Source organism: Xanthomonas euvesicatoria pv. euvesicatoria (assembly GCF_020880415.1).
Classification (GTDB): Bacteria; Pseudomonadota; Gammaproteobacteria; order Xanthomonadales; family Xanthomonadaceae; genus Xanthomonas; species Xanthomonas euvesicatoria.
The window spans coordinates 75,963-94,544 of record NZ_JAJIUJ010000105.1 but is presented as its reverse complement, the minus strand read 5'-3'; the positions used below and the strand labels follow the sequence as shown (position 1 = coordinate 94,544).

Below are 18,582 nucleotides of genomic sequence, written 5' to 3'. Positions count from 1 at the left end.
AGCGTGACAGCCTGCTCGGATCCGGGTGGTATGGTGCGCCGCCCGGCGCGGCACACCACGCACGTACGCGCCCGGGCTATCACGCAACAAGGGGATTTTCATGCCGCACAACGCCGTCAACCAGGTCGTCAAGGCTGCCGTAGGCGAAGTCCCGCGGGCGTTGCATTTCTACGATCTGCAGCGCATCGGTCACGAGTTTGCGCAGACCATCGAACGTGAGCCGGGCATCCGCCTGTTGATGCTTTCCACGGCCGACGGGCGCGCCATCACCGAGCGTTCCAGCCTGGACGTGGACAGTCGCCGGCTTGCCGCGATGGCCAATTCGTTCCTGACCCTGGGCGAGACCCTGGCGCGCGAATCCAGCCTGAAAGAGGCCGATTACGCCACCGTCAGCACGCGTGCCGGGCAGCTGGTGCTGATCCGCATCCGCGCCGACAAGCCGCTGACGCTCACCGCAGTGGGCAGTGGCGACATCAATGCCGCTGCGCTGTTGTTCAATGCGCGCGATTGCGCCGGCCGCCTCGCCACCGTGTTGACCCCGCCGCAAGGCTGAGCACCTGGCACTGTTCGTGCATGCCGCAAGGCACCCATTCCTCATCGTTTCCAAGGACCACACGTGTCAAAACTCAATCTGGAACACCTGCATTCGCTGGCCGGCTTCGTCGGCGCGGCGCTGGTCGATAGCGACAGCGGCATGGCGCTGGGCATGACCGGCGGTGCCGAGCTCAACCTGGAATTGGCGGCGGCCGGCAATACCGAAGTGGTGCGCGCCAAGCGCCGCATCGCCGAACAGCTCGGCCTGAACGACACCATCGAAGACATCCTGATCACGCTTGCACGCCAGTACCACCTGCTGCGCCCACTGGAAAGCAACAGCACGCTGTTCCTGTACGTGGTGCTGGACCGTGCCAAGGCCAACCTGGCCATGGCCCGTCACGAGCTCAAGGCGTTCGAAAAGACCCTCGATTTCGGTTGATGCCGACAGCGCGGTGCCAGCGCATCGCCTGATCCAGCCTGCCGGTGCAGACCGGCAGGCATCTCGTAATCCAATGCGCCGCTACGGCGCCAGCTCATGACCACACCCATCAACGCCATGCGGGTCGCCACGGCCGGCCTGGACCTGCTGCACACCACACGCCTGAAACTGGCGTGCTCGCTGCTGCTCGCCGACCGCATCGACGTGCAGTTGGGCCAATGGCCGCAGCACGCGGCCGATGTGGTGGTACTGGGCCTGGACAGCGCCGATGGCTTGGCCGCCTGGCAGGCATTGCAGGGTCAACCGGTGCGGGTGCTGGTGGTATCGCGCACGCCCGTGGCTGGCGCTTGGATCAAGCACGGCGCCACCGTGCGCGAACTCAACGAACACATGCGCCTGCTGTTGTCCTCGCCGCACGCCACCCCGGTCGCGGAGCCGGCATTGCTGCTGCGGCACTGCCGTGGCGAATTCGGTGCCGGCGCAGCGACGCTGCAGCATGCGCAGTTGCAGGTGCGTGTGGACCCGGGCAATGGCTGCGTGCAGTTGCCCGCTGGCGTGGCGCTGGCGCAGGTCATCGCCGCGCTGGACCGCTCGGGCTGGCACGTCGTGCCCGACCTTGCCGCGACCGCGTTGCCCCAACGCATTTCCTTCGAAGCGCTGTTTTTCGCCCTGCCCGAGCATCTGCGCCAGGCGCTGCCGGCAGTGGAACCCGGCCATGCGCTGCAATTGCGCCAGTGGCCGGAATTGACTGCAGAGACCAGCTCGCCAGCCCAGTTGCTGGCCATCGCCCACCTGCATGCACGGCCCTGGCGCCCGCAGGCGCTGGCCAATGCTTGCAAGCTGCCGCTGCAAACGGTGGAATGCCTGTTCGCCGCTGCACTTGCCAGCGGCCTTGCCCAGACTGCGGAGATTCCCGTGCCTGCAACGCAGCGCCGCCCAGATGGCGGCAACACGCGGTTCTTTTCCTGGGTCGCACGTCGGTTCGGCCTTTCCCTCTTCCAGGCGCAGTCATGAGTCTTCCAGCCAACAAGCTGGTGTTCGTCGGCGGCATGGGCGCCGGCAAGACCACCGCAGTGCGTTCCATCTCCGATGTGGAGCCGGTCAGCACCGAAATGCCGCTCAGCCAGGACGCCTACGGCGACAAGACCTACACCACCGTCGCGCTGGACTACAGCTCGATCGAGCTGGAAGACGGCGAGCTGCTGCATGTCTACGGTGTGCCAGGTCAGAAATACCTGGATTTCATGTGGCCGCTGGTGTGCGACGGTGCGCTGGGTGTGATCGTGCTGACCAACGCACGCGACCCGCAGATGCTCACAGCCACGCTGGAGTTGTTGCGCGAGTTTTCGCAGATCGCACCCGAGGCCAGCCTGGCGGTGGGCATCACCATGACCGATGAAGTCGAGGATTTCCTGGTGCCGCCGTTTCGCGAGACCTTGGTGGCCGAAGGCTTCCGCGTACCGGTCATGCGCGTGGATGCGCGCTCGGCCACCCAGATCACCTTCCTGGTGAAGTCGCTGCTGTCCTATCGCTACACCTCGGCGACCAGTTGATCGAAAGCGCGCCTGGCGCCGGCGCTGGGTACGGCCAGCAAGACAAGGAATCTGGTCACGACGGTGCCTGAGCGGGCGTCACGCGGGGGATGCCGCCTCTAGGGTGGCGGCGACGCGTCCGTCTTCCTTGAAGCCAAAAACACGACTCAGTCGCGAGATGCGCGTGCAGTGTGTCTGACTTGTTCAGTATGGCCCGCAGCCAGAAGCCAGGATATCGGGACATTTCCGACATCGCGCAGGACATACCGGCGATAATTCTTTGGCAATATCCGCCACAGCGCACGTCAACTCATTCTGTTTCCTCCCGTCGCGCGCCGCCGGGCGCGTCACCGCAACGCTGTCGCTGCATCGTCGCGTATGCCATGTGCTCCTGCGGCTGAGTTTTGCCAGGCGCGTGTCGCGCAGACTGCACGCTCTTCATCGCCCTGCTGCCGGTTAGGTTCATCGCCACGATCAGCTAAAGTAGCGCGATGACAATCGAACTGAAGCCCGGCGGCTTGCTGATCGCCATCGAAGGCATCGACGGCGCCGGCAAGACCACGCTCGCCCGCCGCCTGGCCACCACCCTGGACGCGGCCGGCGCGCGCGTCGTGCTGAGCAAGGAGCCCACCAACGGCCCATGGGGCACCCAGTTGCGCCAGTCCGCCGCCACTGGCCGCCTGAGTGCGGAGGAAGAAGCCGAGCTGCTCATCCGCGACCGCCACGAACACGTGGACACCTTGATCGCGCCCGCGCTGGCACGCGGCGACATCGTCATCCTGGACCGCTACTTTCCCTCGATGGTGGCCTACCAGGGCGCGGCCGGTCTGCCGCTGGACGAACTCCTGGAGCGCAACGCCTTCGCGCCGCGCCCGGACGTACTGCTGCTGCTCGACCTGCCCCCACCCACCGGCCTGGCCCGGATCCGCGCCCGTGGCGATGCGCCCAACCACTTCGAAACCCAGGACAACCTGGAACGCTGCCGCACGATTTTTGCCGCGCTGGACTTGCCCGGCAAACACGTGGTGGACGCCAGCGCCGATGCCGACAGCGTGCTGCGTCAGGCCCACGCCATCATCGTGGCCGCATTGGCCGACCGACTGAGCGGCGATGCACACACAGACACCGGCAAGGCCGCGCTGGAACTGCTCTCGGGCGGCCGCCCGGCCTGAGTGCTGCACCTCGCATGGCGCGATCAACATCGCGCGATGCGCGTGCCATGGTGCCAGCCACCTGAAGTGGCGACCAAACGGAGCCGGCAGCAGCCAGCTGTGTGGATCGCGCGCTCGGAACCGGAGCGCGCCGCATACGCCCGCTCACACAACGCTGAGCACGCTACCGTTCGTTGGGACAGATGGCGGCAGGCAACGCGCCATCGTGCTTGGCAACCGGTTGATGCAAAGATCCACACCGCATCGCGTGCTCCAACAGCAGCAACGTCGAGCGTGATTGCCACGCATGCGTGGATCGAAGATGGTGCCGACACCCGGATTCGAACTGGGGACCTACCGCTTACAAGGCGGTTGCTCTACCAACTGAGCTATGCCGGCGAAGGCAGGCGCGTTGCGCGCCGGTGCGCATTCTAGCGCAGCGCGGCGCAATCTAGCGAACGCTGACGGGCGGCACCGGCAGCCCCTTGCAGGGCGTTGGTGGCCGCACTGGTGCGGACATCGATCCACCACCGCGATTGCCCGTTGCCGCTGGGCACCAATTGCGCCGGGAATCCTGCGCCGACCAGGCTGGCCTGGCGCCGCTCGGCGCGCTCGCGGCTCTGGTACTGGCCCAGCGCCACGGTGTTGTCCTCGCCCTGCGCGATCACGTAGTAGTCGCCTATCCCGGCCGCGGCAATGCGCTTGACCAGGGCCTGCGCGGCCGCGCGATCGCCCACGTTGGGCACCATCACCCGGAACGTGCTGATGCCGGCGTCCTTGTCCTCGCGCACGCTGGCGCGGCTGGCCTGCCCACGCACGCGCGCCACCGCGGCCTCGGCATCGGCGCGTGCCGCAAAAGGTCCCAGGCTGGCGCAGCGCTCCGCGGCAGGCGGGGATGGGGCGGGCGATGGTTGTGCAGCCGTCGCGGCGACGCCTTTGGCCGGTTTCGCAGCAGCGTTCGCCGCTGCCGACGCTTCCGCTGTGCCGCGCGGCGCTTGCGCTGCGGCAGTGGTGGCCGGTGGCGGCGCTGCAGACGTTGGCGCGGCGGGACCGGCAACTGCCGGCGTGGTCGGCGTGGGTACCGATGCAGGCCCGGATGCTGTCGATGGCGATGTCGCCGGTGCTGTCGACGCACTCTCTGCCGCAGACCCCGATCCCGTACGCGCTGCAGCCGGCAGCCCAGGCCCGCCAGCACCGGTCACTGTCGGCAGCAATTCCAGCCGCGCCACACCGGTCGGCTGCAGCGGCGCCGGCGGTGGTGCCGGTGGCGGCTGCAAGGCCCACCACAACGCCACCCCGGCATTGAGGACGATCAAGACGACGATGAGCGCGCGAACATACATGCGCCGATTCTACGGGGACGCCGCAGCGGTCGCCCACGTCGCCAGACCGTCCAGCACCAGGGCCGCGCGGAACGAGGCATCGGGCAGCAGAGGCAGCAACGGCGGCGCGCCACCGCCATGCACCAGCAGCCGCACCGGAACGCCCAGGCTGCGTTGGGCGTGCTGCAGGCTGCGCTCGATCAGCGCCACCGCCGCGCCATCGCAGCCGGAGGTCAAGGCATCGTCGGTGTCGATGGCCAGCTCGACGTAATCGCCGCCGCTGGCCGGCAGTTGCACCGCGCGCGCATGCAGCGCTTCGCGCATGGTGGTCGGCGAGGCGGCGATGCGGCCGCCGTGGTGCAGGCCATCGGCGCCGAGCACGTCGATGGTCAGTGCGGTGCCCACGCCGGCCACCAGCACCGGCGCATCGCCCCGCGCACCCAGCAACGCCAGAAAGCGGTCCACGCCGAAGCGGCTCGGGTCGGCATAAGCAATCCGGACGCCGGCGCATTCGGCGGTGGTCCGCACGATGCGCACCTGCGTAAAGCGCTCCTGCAGGCAGGCGATCATGGGTTGCGTCAATGCCGGCGCTGCCACGCTGGCGACATACGCAATACGCCCGGACGGCAGCGCCGCCAGCGCCGCCGCGTCCATCGCCTCGGCGCCATGCGCCCACGCCTGCACCTGGCCGGCACGGTTGCCGTGCAGCGGCGCGTACTTGAAGCGCGAATTTCCCAGGTCGAACAACCACTCGCTCATGCAGGTCTCACGCTCACTTCCCCGGAGTGGAACAGTCGCACCGTCTCGCCCAGTTGCACCCGCAACGCACCATCGGCCGCCAGGCCGAGCGCGACGCCACGATGGTGGGTGCCGGCTTCCTCGACTTGCACCGCACGCCCGTGCAAGACATCCAGGTCTGCATAACGCCCCAGAAACGGCGCCAGCCCCTGCGCCTCGAACAGGTCCAGTGCCGGCAGCAACCCGGACAGCACCGCTGCCGTCACCTGGTCGCGCGACACCGCGCCGCCGGCCAAGGTATCCAGGTCGATCCACGGCTGGTCGATGCTGGCCGCTGCGGTCGCCGGCATGTGCACGTTCAAGCCCAGCCCGATCACTGCACGCGCGTTGCCGGCCATCTCGCCGCCGCCTTCGATCAACAGGCCGCCCAGCTTGCGCTGCCGCGCCAGCAGATCGTTGGGCCACTTCAGCCCGACATCGGCAAACCCGCAACCACGCAAGGCTTCGGCCACTGCGACCCCCACGGCCAAGCTCAGGCCTGCGAGTTGGCCCAGCCCGCCATTGAAACGGCGCGACGCCGACAGATAAATGTGCGCGCCCAGCGGCGAGGTCCATTGACGCCCGCGCCGGCCGCGTCCGCCGGTCTGACGCTCGGCCAGCAGCACCGCCACGCCCTGTTGGGGCGCCGGCTGCGCCAGCAAGGCGGTGTTGGTGGATTCCAGCGTCCAGGCCACATCCAGCGCCGCCAGCCCAGCTGCCGCACCGGGGGCCATGCCGGCGCGAATACGCGCCGCGTCCAGCAGATCCAAGGGCGTGGCCAGGCGATAGCCGTCACCGGCCCGTCCTTCGATGTCGACGCCGGCCGCACGCAGATTCTGGATGCGCTTCCACACCGCCGCGCGGGTCAGCCCGGCATCGCGCGCCAACGCATCGCCGGACAACCGGCCACCGGCGAGTTTGGCCAGCAACGCACGGTCATCCACGGCTGCGGCGGGCGATGCGGCGTGACGTGGCAACGGCGCGGGCTGCAGCACCCGGGAGGAATGCCTGCGCGACGCGGCCGGCGCGACGCCGAGGCAACGCGCGTGATGCAACATCGACAGCCCAGACCAGGCGTGCGGTGGGCTCGGTGACCGGCCGCACCGGGCGTGCGCCCTGCGGCTGACCGGCGCGCGCGCCCGACCAATCTCCTGCAGCGCCTGCGCCGCACTGCCGGCCGCCGGCGCCTTTCATCTCACAGTGCATTGCGCGCAAAGTCCCCGAATCCATCCGCCAAAGTATGCGCCAAGCCCTCCCGGGCGCCCAGCGCGGCTTGCGTGAGGGAGTGAAAAGCGCGTTATGATCGGCGACTCACGCCGCTTGCCCTGGATGTGGACGATGCGCCGAATCACGGTTTGCCTGCTCCTGTTGTTGGCTCCGCTTGCCGCCCTGGCATCGGACCAGCTGATCGACGGCGATCATGACAGCTGCATCAGCACCAACTCGGCCGCGCGCGGCAGGACACCGGCGCCCGAAGCCGCACCGGCACGCAACAGCCCGCACAAGGCCACGCCGTCCACCGGCGGCGGCGGTGGCAGCGATGGCGATTCGTTGTTCCCGCGCATGCGCACGATGCCGCGCTGGCACAGTTTCCTGCCGGGCATGTTCCGCTGATCCAGTGGTTGATGCGCTGGCTGCGCCGGCCGCCTCCAGACATTGCTGATGCGCTGTGGCAGCGGCTGTGCGGCAGTTGCGCCTGGGTCGCCGCGCTCGATCCACTCCGCCAGCAACGCCTGCGCGCATTGACCGCGCAGTTCCTGCAGCAAAAGACCATTTCGCCTGTCGACGGGCTGCAGCTGCAACCGAACGATCAACTCGTGCTGGCCGCGACCTGCTGCCTGCCGCTGCTGGAAATCGGCGCCGCCGGTTGGCGCGGCTGGTCGCAGCTGATCGTGTACCCGGATGCGTTTCGCGTGCAGCGCACCCACATGGATGCGGCCGGGGTGATGCATGCCTGGGACGACACCCTGATCGGCGAAGCCTGGGAGCAAGGTCCGTTGATCGTCAGCTGGGCCGATGTGCAAGCCGACCTGGACGACCCGCAGGCAGGCTTCAACGTGATCGTGCATGAGATGGCGCACAAGCTCGATGCACTGGATGGCGCGCTCGACGGCACACCGCCCCTGCCGCGCGATGCGCAACGCGCCTGGGCGCGCGATTTCCAGCATGCCTACGATCTGTTTTGCCAACGCGTCGATGCGGGTCAGGACACCGAGATCGATCCGTATGCCGCCGAAGCCCCGGAGGAATTCTTCGCAGTGGTCAGCGAATATCATTTCTCCGCACCGCGCGTGCTTTTGCGCACGATGCCGCAGGTCGCCTTGCACCTGGAACGGTTTTACGGGCGCTCACCGTTTGCAGATTCAATGCAACGTTGATGCGCCGCGTCGCGGAGCGGCGTGCGGTATCGCACTTGGCAGGAGCAACCTGCAGCCGTCGCCCGAAGCAGACGCCGCGGGATCGACACAAGCCGGCTGTCGATACCACGCACGGTGCGATCGCTCGCCATGCACACTCACACCAATCCAAGATCGCGTGGCTTGGCACCTGGGAATACCCGTTCCAACTGCGCTGGCGACAGCCCCCACAGACGGCCGAGCATTCCGCCGAACAGGCTGCGGTAGTTGTTGAGCACCGGGTAATCGCGGTTTTGCAGCAGCTGCGCCTGTTCGACCGCCACCTGCTCGCCAGCGATGCGGCCGCCGCGCACGCCACCGCCCAGCACCCAGTACGTTGTGCCATGGCCATGATCGGTGCCCTTGCTGCCATTCTCGCGGAAGGTGCGGCCGAATTCGGAGATGACCACCACCACGGTATCGTTCCAGGCCGGGCCCAACGCATCGGCATAGGCAGCCAGCCCTTCGCCGAGATTGCGCAGGTTGTTGGCCAGGCCACCTTCCACACTGCCCTGGTTGGCATGCGTGTCCCAGCCACCGACATCGACGAACCCCAGGCGATAGCGCTCGCGCATCAAGGTCGCCATGCGCCGGGTTTCATCGGCAAACGTGCGTGCACTGGCGGCGCCACGACCGGCTTGCTCCATCTCTTCGCGCAACTGCGCGGTGACCTGCTGACGCAATGCAAGACCATCGCGCGCAGCGGCGGCCAGCGGCGTGCTGTCGTACATCTGCGACAGGATCTGCGCCTGCCGCGCATCCAGCCCGCCTTTGCCGATACTCCGCAACGACACGTTGGGTAAATCGCCACCGCCCTGGAACGTCAGCGGCAACGAATCGGTGAACGCGATGGCCGGCACGCCACTGAGTACGCCAGACAGGCGCGCCATGAACCCGGAGCGGTAATCGCGGTGCTTGCCGGCCTGGCCGGATTCGATATCGTCCTGGGTTTCGAAGTGGCTGCGCGACAGATCGTCGGTGCCGGCAAACGGCACGAAGGCCACTTGCTTGCGTTCCCACAGTGGCAGCAGCGTCTGGCCTACCACCGGGTTGAGACCCCACTGCGCATCCAGCGCCAGGGCACTGTTTGAATTGGCGGCATCTGGCCGCGCAATCGCCAGGCTCGGCCGCGACTGGTAATAAAAATCGCTGCCATGCGGCACCAGCAGATTATTGCTGTCGTAGCCGCCACGCAAAAACACCACCAGCATGCGCGCGCTATCGCGTGGCGCAGCGAACAGACGGCCGGCCCACGGCATGCTTGCAGCGGCGGCAGAGGCAAGCAGAAATTGACGTCGTTGCATGGTGTACTCCCGCGGCATTGAGCGCCTGGCATTCGTTGGATCGCTGGATCGGTTGTTGTTGCATCTGCGAACGTGACGCGTGGGCCTTGAATCGGCAGATCCGACTCGGCGCCATGGTCCTAGCGATAAGTGAAGTCTGGCGACGACAGCAAGAACCCATTCCATTCGGCAGGCGAGCGCGCCTGCTCCAGCGCCTGCCGTGTGGCGGCCGACAGCGATGGCGCCAACCAGCGGTACGACGGGCGCGTATCGATCTGCACCGGCGCAGGAATCGGCGTCTGGTTGTCGCCCTCCAGACGAAACAACTGCTTCGGTGCGCCGCCGATCGAACGCGCCACATCGAACCTGCGTGCCAGCTGCCCGGAACTGGTCCAGGCCTGCGACTGCAGCGACCAACCATCGGGCGTGATGCGACCAAACAACGGTTCACCCAGCTGCTGCACCCAACTGGCCATTGGCGCGGCATTGATCACTGGTTGACCCTCGTACGCCACCCGCATCGCCGACACCACGAACCGGTTCGGGTCCTTGAACTTGCGCGGTTGCGCCTGCGCAAACTCCGGCGACGCCAGCATGGTCTGCATGACCTTGGCGATATCGCCATCGCTGTGCTGGAAGGTATCGGCCATGCGCGTCACCAACGCCGCAGGCGGGGCGTCGCTGACGAAGTACTCGGCCAGACGCTGCGAAATGAAACGCGCACAGGCCGGCTGGCGCACCAACACCTGCACGGCGTGTTCGATCTCATCCAGTCCACCGCCGGCAATACGCTGGCCAAGCAGCATCTTGTCGCCGGGTTGGTGACGCGCCGGATTGAATTCGAACAGACCCTTGCGCACGACCTGCGCCTGCCCTGGCGCTGCAGGCGGCAACGGCGGCGCGCCATTGGCCTTGATCGGCACCAGGCCCGCGCCGGTGAGGATCAGCGCCAGTTGCTGCACATCCTGCTGGCCGTAGCCGCCGTGCACGCCCAGCGTATGCAGTTCCATCAACTCGCGTGCGTAGTTTTCGTTGACCTTCCCCTTGGCGTTCTTGGCGTTGTCCAGGTATTCCAGCATCGCCGGGCTTTCCAGCGTGGCCATCACCAGGTCGGCGAACTTGCCGGTGGCATTGGGGCGGATCGCGTTTTCCATGTAGTCGGCCGCCATCCACTTCACCCGGGCCTTGTCGGCGTACACGCTGAAATGATTGAGCCAGAACCACACCAGTTGCTCGCGCAGTTGATCCGGCGCATACACCGCGCGCAACAGTTGCGCCTGCCGCGCCTGCACCAGCATCTGGCCACCGCGCGCCTGCCACTCCTTGCGCAAGGCAACCTTCTCATCGCCATCGGGCATGGATTGCAGGCGGACCTTGTCGGCTTCGTACTGAGTCAGCAACGCCACCAGCGGGGTATGCAATGCGTCGAAGCGCTGCAGCTGCGCGCCTACCGGCGCGGGCAACGCAGCGTCGTCGCTGGGCTGCAACAACAACGCACCAAAGCGCTTGGGGCCCAGCCGTGTCAGCTGCGTCGCGCTGCTGGCATCAACCCCATAGGTGGCCCGCTGCAGCCAGCGCATCTGCGATGGGGTCAGCGGCGTTTCGGCAGCCGTGCAAGTGAGCGCGTACAGGCTGCCGATCAACAGCGGCAGCACACGCCATCCTCGCGTGCGCCGCACGTGCGCGACGCGCGCATCCACGCCCACAGCCTGGCCAACTTGCTCGAACATGCAGCCCCTCCATCGCAACGGCTTGCCCGCCCAGTATGGGTAAGCCAACGCGTGAGGCGTTAAACGGTTGTCGGAAGGCCAGCGCACATTGGCCACGGGTTCATCGGCCCTGCGGCGGTCACAATCCCGGCGGCAGGGTCACATCGAAGCGGGCACCGCCCAGTTCCTGCGAGCGCACCACCTGCAGCTCGCCGCGATAGCCCTTGATCAGGTCCTGCACGATCGACATGCCGATGCCATGCCCTTGCACACGCTCGTCACCACGCACACCGCGCTGCAGAATCTTGGCCACGTCTTCCGGCGCGATGCCGGGGCCGTCGTCTTCCACCGACAGAATCAGGCCGGCACGACGGCTACCGGTAGTGGGTCCCGGTTTTGCGGTCAGCAGCACCCGGCTGCGCGCCCACTTGAAGCCGTTTTCCAGCAAATTTCCAAGCAGTTCCTGCAAATCGCCCGGCTCGCCGTGAAAGCGTGCTTCGGGCGAAATATCGAATTCGCACAACACGCCTTTAACCGAATACACCTTCTCAAGGCCACGCACGATTTCTTCGGCGGTCGGTTCGATGGGCAATGGTGCCGCGAACAATTTGTGCCCGCTGGACGCCGCGCGCGCCAGCTGGTACGACACCAGGTCGTTCATGCGGCGCAGCTGCACATCCATCTCTTCGTGCAGATCGCGCTCGGACGCACCGCTATCGAGTTGTGTGCGCAAGACGGCAATGGGCGTCTTGAGGCTATGCGCAAGATCGGCCAGCGTGTTGCGCTGACGCTCCAGGTTGTCGCGTTCGCTTTCGATGAAGGCATTGATGCTGTCGGTCAGCGGCTCCAGTTCGCGTGGATGCTGCTCGCTCATGCGCTGGATCTCGCCGCGCTGCACCTTGGTCAACTCGTTGATGACCCGCCGCAGCGGACGCAGGCTCCATTGCAGAATGGAGGCTTGCAATACCAGCAACACCACACCGGCGCTGCCAAGGTAGAACCACACTGCACCACGGAACACGCGCAGCTGCGCACCCATCGAGCGCGCGTCCTCCACCACGTAGATGGTGTACGGAATCTCGCCGCCGTGCTCGCGTTCGACATAGCTCACGCCCAGCCCGTAGCGATACAGCTGGCCCAGGCTGCCGTCGATCTGGGTCATTTCCAGCGGGCCGATGAATTCTTCCTGGCGCGGCTCCAGCATGCGGCCATGCGGAATGTTCGGGCCTTCGGCCGACATCGAGGTCCAGCTTTCGTCCGGGCGTACAACTTCAACGTAGAGCCCGCCGCCAGGCACATCGAAGCGCGGATCGGGCGGTTGCCCGCCGATGTACAGCGACCCGTCGCGTACGAAATCGATATTGGCCGCATACGCGGAGGCGTAGTTCTTCAGCCGCTCACGCAGGTTCTTCTCGGCGGTGTCGGCAAATGCCACGTCCAGCGCGTAACCCGCCAGCGCCAGGAAGGCCACCAGGCTGAGGCTGGCGGCCAGCAGCTGGCGGGCCTGCAATGAGCGCGGCCGCCAGCGTCTATACCACTTGGAGCGGCCCGGCACTTGGTCTTCCTGCTCGCTGACGCGCTGACTCAGCCTTCGGTACGCGGAATGGCGAAGCGGTAACCACGGCCACGCACGGTTTCGATCGGCTTGAGTTCGCCATCGGGGTCGAGCTTCTTGCGCAGGCGACCGATGAATACTTCCAGCACGTTCGAATCACGGTCGAAGTCCTGCTGGTAGATGTGCTCGGTGAGATCGGCCTTGGAGACCAGTTCGCCGGCATGCATCATCAGGTACTCGAGCACCTTGTACTCGTAGCTGGTCAGATCGACGTTGGCGCCGTTGACGCTCACCGTCTGTGCCGCCAGGTCTAGCGCGACCGGGCCACATTCCAGCGTGGGCTTGCTCCAGCCAGCAGCACGCCGCAGCAGCGCGTTGACGCGCGCCAGCAACTCTTCGACATGGAACGGCTTGACCAGATAATCGTCGGCACCCTGCTTGAGGCCTTCGACCTTGTCCTGCCAGCTCGAGCGCGCGGTCAGGATCAGCACCGGAAACTTCTTGCCTTCATCGCGCAGGGCCTTGATCAGCTCCATCCCTGACATCTTGGGCAAGCCAAGATCGATGATGCCGACGTCGAATGGCACTTCGCGGCCCATGTAGAGACCTTCTTCGCCGTCCTGTGCAGCGTCGACCGCAAAGCCTTCGCGCTTCAGACGCGCCGCGAGGGTTTCGCGCAGCGGAGCTTCGTCTTCGACCAAAAGGATACGCATGCACTCTCCCTAGTTACGTTGTCGGCCAGCGGCCGGGGAATTTATAAGACTGAACGCAGAACTATCTACGTTCAGTGGTTATCGTCGCGTGGTGGCGCGTCGGGCGGCGGCAAGTTACGCGCAGGCGCAGCCTGCGTCTGCTCCGGCTCATACACGGTGTGCACGCGCCCATCTTTCATGTACTTGACCCGATTGAGATTGCCGCCATCGAACGGCACACGCTCGGCACCCAGGATCTGTCCACCGGTAGACCGCTGCACATGTAGAATGGTGTCCGACAGCGTCCGGCTATTGCCGCGTGCCGAGGGCGGCATCGCCTCGCGTCCGCTCTGCACCATCGGATAGCCCTGGCCCCAGGCCGACGGCGCGGCCATGGCAACCCAGAGGGCAACCAGAGCGACTTGGCGAGCGCGGCAGTGCAATTGGGTCACAAACAAATCCTAGCGGGTTGTTCAGAAACATTCAAAATTCGTGAAATCGACCACGCATACCAGAGGGTCGAGCATCGGAATCGAGCCAAATTCTTGATTTTTCGGGGTGAATCCGATCTGAACTTTTTAGCTCCACGTTAACGGCATTCAGTGAAATGAATGCCGAACAGAGTGGCCGACACGGCGAGCACGTGGTGTTGCGGACGCGCCTGCTGCAACAGCCACCCGAAACGCTCGGAGATCCAGGCAGCCCGTTCAGGAATGCAAGCGGTGGGCCAAAGTCAGGCAACCACGCGCCAGGACCGCGTATCGGTGCGCTCCAGGGCCTGCTCGACCAGTTCCCAACCGGCGCCCGGGCGATGGGCGCCCTCGCTCAGGACCTGCCGGAACGCCCTGCCTCCAGGCTGACCATGAAACAGACCGAGGACGTGCCGGGTCATGTGTTTCAAGGCCAGACCCTGTGCCAGTTGGGATTCCACGTACGGCTGATAGGCGCGCAGCAAGGACTCGCGCGATTGCTCGGGCCGCTGGTTCAAGGCTGCATCCAGACAATGCAGGACGTACGGGTCATGGTAGGCGGCGCGGCCGAGCATGACACCGTCGGCGTGCTGCAGATGCGCCATCGCCGTGTCCACGGCCACGATGCCGCCGTTGAGCACGACCGGCAGACCGGGCCGCTCCTGCTTGAGCCGGTAAGCCCAGTCGTACCGCAGCGGCGGCACTTCGCGGTTTTCCTTCGGCGACAAGCCCTTGAGCCAGGCGTTCCGGGCATGCACCACCACCATGGCCGCGCCGGCCGCGACCACCTGGTCGACAAAGCGGGCAAACAGCGCGTAGTCGTCATCGTCGTCCACGCCCAGGCGGCACTTGACGGTGATCGGCACGTGGGTGGCCGCGCACATGGCCGCGACGCACTCGGCCACCAGCGCCGGCTCGCGCATCAGGCAGGCGCCGAAACGCCCGGCCTGCACACGGTCGGAGGGGCAACCGCAGTTGAGATTGATCTCATCAAAGCCCCACTCCTGCGCAATCGCCGCCGCCTGCGCGAGCAAGGCGGGATCGCTGCCGCCCAGCTGCAGCGCCAGCGGATGTTCCACCGCATCGAAGCCGATCAAGCGGGCGCGATCGCCGTGGATCACCGCGTTGGCGTGCACCATCTCGGTGTACAGGCGCGCGGACGGCGCCAACAGGCGGTGGAAGACCCGGCAATGGCGGTCGGTCCAATCCATCATCGGAGCGACGGACAGGCGCAGGGAGGCGGCGTAGCGATCGGCGGAAGCGGTCATCGACGAAGTGGCCGCAGCGAGCAGCCATTAGAATGCGAAGCAGGATCAACAGCTTACACGGGCGTCGATGAATCTGCGGCGGTGCGGAGTGGGCGGCTGGAGCGGCTGCTTTGGGACTTAGCTGCAGGATCGCCTACTCGTTGCGCCACGGGATCGCCCCCTATCAGCTGGCAGGCGATGAGCATGACGCGCGATTGCGAGTGGCGCTGGTGACGCGCTTGGGCGGCCAGCACCACGGGTGCGTTTTACTGTCGGAAACGGCAACAGCGCCGAAGATCGCGTTGACGCTGTTTTTGTTTCCCTCGCTCGCCAAGTGCGGGCGGTAACGGAGGCAGCGCTGCAGGATGCGCGGTGCCTGTCTGCGTTCGCCTCTGCGGCGAACGCCTTGCATCGTCAGTGACGAGCGGAGCTTTCCAGGTCCGGTGCCGCGGTGACCGCTGCGCCCGGACGAACCCGGAACTTACGGGTTACGAACACCGACACGCTCTTCGGCACTCAGCGGCTTGCCCAGTGCATGGTAAGAGGCAACCAGCGTGATCAGGGCAGTGCCCATGACCGTGTAGAAGCTCCACGACTTGGCCAGCACATGCACCTGGCCGAACACCAGTGCAACCACGGCAGCGGCAGTGCACAGCACCATGGCCAGCAGCGACATCAGGAAAGGGATGGAGGGATCGAGCTTCATGGTCCGGGGGTTCCAAGGTGCGATGCGATAGCTGCAGCATCGGCGTTCCCGGCGCTTTCTTGAACTGTTTTCTGCGATTTTTTCCAGGCGATTTAAAGCAAGTCAGCAAGTACTCAGTTTTCTGTCAAAGCCTTGGCGCACAAACGTTTGCGCGTCAGAAAAATCCTGACGCAATGGCGAAGATTTCACCGTCACTGTCAGAGATCCAGCGCGGCCGTGGCGGAAAACCGACGGCGCTGCAAGGCGCGGTTTGGGGGTACCAGACAGCGGTTAGGAGTGCGGCGATGGATGCGGCGATCCCGATCGACGCCGTCGACATGACAGGTGCAGCAAGAGCTGGAGGAAGTGCACCGACCGGGGGCGCGGCGTGCACCCACAAGCGTGGCGTCTCGCGAGAGCCGGGGCGTTGCGACAAGAGCGCGCGTGACTACCCACCTGCCGCACCCACAGCCGTTGCCACGAACAGCGTCCCGTTGCTTCTAGTGAGTGAAGCGCAACCACGGACGCGCATAGCGGCCGATGCGGCACGCTGTCAGGGGCACGCCTGGCAGGCAAGACTGGCGCGCTCAGCGCGCCGGCACGGTGGCAAATTCGCCGCGTTGTAGCTTGGTCACATCGTTGCCCTGCCCGTCCTTGAGGCTGAGATCCGCGCCCTTGGCGGCGAGGTCCTTGAGCACGTCGGTGCGCTGGAACAACGCCGCATACATCGCAGCGGTCTGGCCGGCGTTGTTGCGCTGGTCCGGCGCGCAATCGGCCTGCATCAGGCGCTTGGCGATGCCCAGCTCGCCCTTGAAGATGGCGCCCATCAGTGCGGTGTTGCCGCGCTTGTCCTGCGCACAGGGATCGGCGCCGGCGCTCAGCAATTGCTCCACCGCCGGCCGCTGGCCGTGGTATGCGGCCAGGATCAGGGCCGTATAGCCCTTCTCGTCACGGGTATTGAGGTCGTAATGCGAACGGATGAATTCGGCCAGCATCTCCTGGCGGCCCTCACGCGCGGCGTCGAAGAAATACTCGCGCAGTTGCAGCTTGATCTGCTCAGGCGTGGCAGTGGCAGTGGCCGTTGCGCTGGCAGCAGATGCAGATGCAGATGCAGGCGACGCAGCGTTGGCAATCGCAGACACGCTGCCAAGCATCAGAAACAACAGGGTGCGCATAGGGATCTCCCGAAGTAAAGACGACACCGCGGCGCAGGCCGCGATGTCGTCGGGCGGATCAGTCCTGCAGGCTGGAGGCCAACTGCTTGACCCGCGCCAAATCGCCCTTGGCCACGCGGGTGACGCCGGTACCGTACTCGGGGTCGGCCTTGTACAGGAACGACAGCATCAGGTGCTTGCTTTCGGGGTCGGTGGTGGCCAGCGACTCACCGAAGCTCTGCACCAGATCGGCACGGTCCTTCTTGCTGTAGGAGCGATACAACTCGCCGGCCTGCTTGAAGTTCTGCTCGCGGGTGATCTTGGCCTGCTGGGTGGTGCCCGACAGCGGCAGCTCGCTGTAGCGCGCAGCGGTGTCCTGCGGACGCGGCTCCAGGCGGCTCGGCTCGTAGTTCACCCCACTGGTGGTCTGGCCGATGTTGCCCTGGCCGTCCTGGTTGCCGTTGTTGACAGCTACACGCGGGCGATTGACCGGCAGGCTCAGCCCATTGGCACCGATGCGATACAGCTGGGTGTCGGCGTAGGAGAAGATGCGGCCCTGCAACAGGCGGTCTTCCGAAGGTTCGATGCCCGGCACCAGATTGGCCGGCGCCATGGCCACCTGCTCGGTTTCCTGGAAGAAATTATCGACGTTCTTGTTCAACACCATCTGGCCGACCTTCTGCTCCGGCACGTCCGGCCAGATCTTGGTGGCGTCAAGCGGGTCGAAATCGAACTTGGCCAGGTCTTCCGGCTTGAGCACCTGCACGTACAAATCCCATTTCGGGTAATCGCCCTTCTTGATCGCAGCGACCAGATCGTTGGTCAGGTGGCTGTAGTCCTTGGCCTGCACCGCGGCGACCTGCTTGGGATCGAGGTTCTTGATGCCCTGCAGCGTCTTCCAATGGAACTTGACGTAGTGCACTTCACCCTGCGCGTTGACCAGCTTGTAGGCGTGTACGCCATTGCCGTCCATGAAGCGATAGCCGGCCGGAGTGCCCTCGTTGGAGTACAGCAGGGTCAGCGTGCGCGTGGCTTCTGGCACGTGCGAGAAGAAATCGAAGCGACGCGAATCGTCATCCAGATTAGTGCGCGGGTCCGGCTTGAACGCGTGCACCATGTCGGGGAACTTGATCGCATCGCGAATGAAGAAGGTGGGGAAGTTGTTGCCGACCAGATCCCAATTGCCTTCGCTGGTATAGAACTTGGTAGCGAAACCATGCGGGTCGCGCAGCGTCTCCGGCGAATGGTTGCCATGGACTACCGAAGAAAAGCGCACGAACACCGGAGTTTTTTCGCCGGCGCTGAAGACCTTGGCCTTGGTCAGGCTGGAGAGATCGGCAGTGGCGGTGAACTCGCCTTTGACGCCAGTGCCGCGCGCATGCACCACGCGCTCGGGAATGCGTTCGCGATCGAAACGCTGCAGCTTCTGGATCAGCTGCACGTCCTGCAGCAGCGTCGGGCCGGTGGCACCGGCTGTCTGCGAATTCTGGTTATCGCCGACCTTGGCCCCATTGTCGCGGGTCAGAACGGATTGGGCGAAGACCGGCGGAGCGATCAACGTCGGGGCTAGCAGGGCTAGCACCATGAGGTGTCCAGGGCGCATGGCGTCAGCTCGTTTGAGGAGGCTGAATCA

At 65.6% G+C, this 18,582-nt stretch carries 19 protein-coding genes and 1 tRNA gene; 7 read left to right on the top strand and 13 right to left on the bottom strand.

Annotated features, from left to right (window positions below; genetic code table 11):
* The first annotated feature begins 100 nt into the window (after window positions 1–100).
* From LN450_RS17855 to tmk, 5 genes are all read left to right on the top strand, one after another.
* Window positions 101–553 (top strand): roadblock/LC7 domain-containing protein, encoded by a 453-nt coding sequence (locus tag LN450_RS17855; protein WP_008576438.1) that lies wholly within the window; start codon window positions 101–103, stop codon window positions 551–553.
* Between the two features lie 63 nt (window positions 554–616).
* On the top strand, window positions 617–976 hold the full coding sequence (locus LN450_RS17850) for a roadblock/LC7 domain-containing protein (protein ID WP_003486613.1): 360 nt from the start codon (window positions 617–619) through the stop codon (window positions 974–976).
* A 96-nt stretch (window positions 977–1,072) separates the two neighbouring features.
* On the top strand, window positions 1,073–1,990 hold the full coding sequence (locus tag LN450_RS17845) for a hypothetical protein (protein WP_008576439.1): 918 nt from the start codon (window positions 1,073–1,075) through the stop codon (window positions 1,988–1,990).
* Window positions 1,987–2,529 (top strand): GTP-binding protein, encoded by a 543-nt coding sequence (locus LN450_RS17840; RefSeq protein WP_039418666.1) that lies wholly within the window; start codon window positions 1,987–1,989, stop codon window positions 2,527–2,529. The genes LN450_RS17845 and LN450_RS17840 overlap by 4 nt, the downstream gene beginning before the upstream one ends.
* 470 nt (window positions 2,530–2,999) lie before the next feature.
* A complete protein-coding gene (gene tmk, locus LN450_RS17835) occupies window positions 3,000–3,680 on the top strand; it encodes a dTMP kinase (RefSeq protein WP_011348915.1) in 681 nt (226 codons plus the stop codon).
* Window positions 3,681–3,982: 302 nt separating this feature from the next.
* On the opposite strand, the gene LN450_RS17830 is transcribed toward tmk, so the two are convergent.
* The 4 genes from LN450_RS17830 to birA form a co-directional block, all read right to left on the bottom strand.
* Window positions 3,983–4,058 (bottom strand) — tRNA-Thr (locus LN450_RS17830).
* Between the two features lie 32 nt (window positions 4,059–4,090).
* Window positions 4,091–5,002: an SPOR domain-containing protein gene (locus LN450_RS17825; RefSeq protein WP_074038694.1), complete on the bottom strand. Its 912-nt coding sequence runs from the start codon at window positions 5,000–5,002 to the stop codon at window positions 4,091–4,093.
* Window positions 5,003–5,011: 9 nt separating this feature from the next.
* On the bottom strand, window positions 5,012–5,740 hold the full coding sequence (locus LN450_RS17820; RefSeq protein ID WP_011348917.1) for a type III pantothenate kinase: 729 nt from the start codon (window positions 5,738–5,740) through the stop codon (window positions 5,012–5,014).
* Window positions 5,737–6,753: a bifunctional biotin--[acetyl-CoA-carboxylase] ligase/biotin operon repressor BirA gene (birA, locus tag LN450_RS17815; RefSeq protein ID WP_170808551.1), complete on the bottom strand. Its 1,017-nt coding sequence runs from the start codon at window positions 6,751–6,753 to the stop codon at window positions 5,737–5,739. The genes LN450_RS17820 and birA overlap by 4 nt, the downstream gene beginning before the upstream one ends.
* Window positions 6,754–7,057: 304 nt before the next feature.
* Here birA and LN450_RS17810 point away from each other — a divergent pair, with 304 nt between their 5' ends.
* The gene (locus tag LN450_RS17810) at window positions 7,058–7,372 is read left to right on the top strand and encodes a hypothetical protein (RefSeq protein ID WP_008576447.1); all 315 of its coding nucleotides are present in this window, start codon (window positions 7,058–7,060) and stop codon (window positions 7,370–7,372) included.
* Window positions 7,373–7,380: 8 nt separating this feature from the next.
* Window positions 7,381–8,136: a M90 family metallopeptidase gene (locus tag LN450_RS17805; protein ID WP_029820641.1), complete on the top strand. Its 756-nt coding sequence runs from the start codon at window positions 7,381–7,383 to the stop codon at window positions 8,134–8,136.
* 137 nt (window positions 8,137–8,273) lie between these two features.
* Here the strand turns inward: LN450_RS17805 and LN450_RS17800 are convergent, their stop codons facing one another.
* From LN450_RS17800 to katB, 9 genes are all read right to left on the bottom strand, one after another.
* Window positions 8,274–9,458, bottom strand: coding sequence for a DUF1501 domain-containing protein (locus LN450_RS17800; protein ID WP_011348919.1), 1,185 nt, complete (start codon window positions 9,456–9,458; stop codon window positions 8,274–8,276).
* Between the two features lie 119 nt (window positions 9,459–9,577).
* Entirely contained in the window at window positions 9,578–11,167 is a 1,590-nt protein-coding gene (locus LN450_RS17795) for a DUF1800 domain-containing protein (protein ID WP_011348920.1), read from the bottom strand.
* A gap of 118 nt (window positions 11,168–11,285) precedes the next feature.
* Window positions 11,286–12,656 carry an ATP-binding protein gene (locus LN450_RS17790; protein WP_228892919.1) on the bottom strand — a complete coding sequence of 457 codons (1,371 nt, stop codon included), beginning with the start codon at window positions 12,654–12,656 and terminating at the stop codon, window positions 11,286–11,288.
* Window positions 12,657–12,730: 74 nt separating this feature from the next.
* Window positions 12,731–13,414, bottom strand: a complete 684-nt coding sequence (locus tag LN450_RS17785) for a response regulator transcription factor (RefSeq protein ID WP_002808458.1) — start codon at window positions 13,412–13,414, stop codon at window positions 12,731–12,733.
* A gap of 71 nt (window positions 13,415–13,485) precedes the next feature.
* The gene (locus LN450_RS17780) at window positions 13,486–13,851 is read right to left on the bottom strand and encodes a hypothetical protein (protein ID WP_041855090.1); all 366 of its coding nucleotides are present in this window, start codon (window positions 13,849–13,851) and stop codon (window positions 13,486–13,488) included.
* A gap of 275 nt (window positions 13,852–14,126) precedes the next feature.
* The gene (dusA, locus tag LN450_RS17775; protein ID WP_011348923.1) at window positions 14,127–15,131 is read right to left on the bottom strand and encodes a tRNA dihydrouridine(20/20a) synthase DusA; all 1,005 of its coding nucleotides are present in this window, start codon (window positions 15,129–15,131) and stop codon (window positions 14,127–14,129) included.
* Window positions 15,132–15,591: 460 nt separating this feature from the next.
* Entirely contained in the window at window positions 15,592–15,816 is a 225-nt protein-coding gene (locus tag LN450_RS17770; RefSeq protein WP_008576462.1) for a hypothetical protein, read from the bottom strand.
* Between the two features lie 566 nt (window positions 15,817–16,382).
* On the bottom strand, window positions 16,383–16,970 hold the full coding sequence (locus LN450_RS17765; protein ID WP_011348925.1) for an ankyrin repeat domain-containing protein: 588 nt from the start codon (window positions 16,968–16,970) through the stop codon (window positions 16,383–16,385).
* Between the two features lie 58 nt (window positions 16,971–17,028).
* A complete protein-coding gene (gene katB, locus LN450_RS17760) occupies window positions 17,029–18,534 on the bottom strand; it encodes a catalase KatB (protein ID WP_031424697.1) in 1,506 nt (501 codons plus the stop codon).
* Window positions 18,535–18,582: the final 48 nt, after the last annotated feature.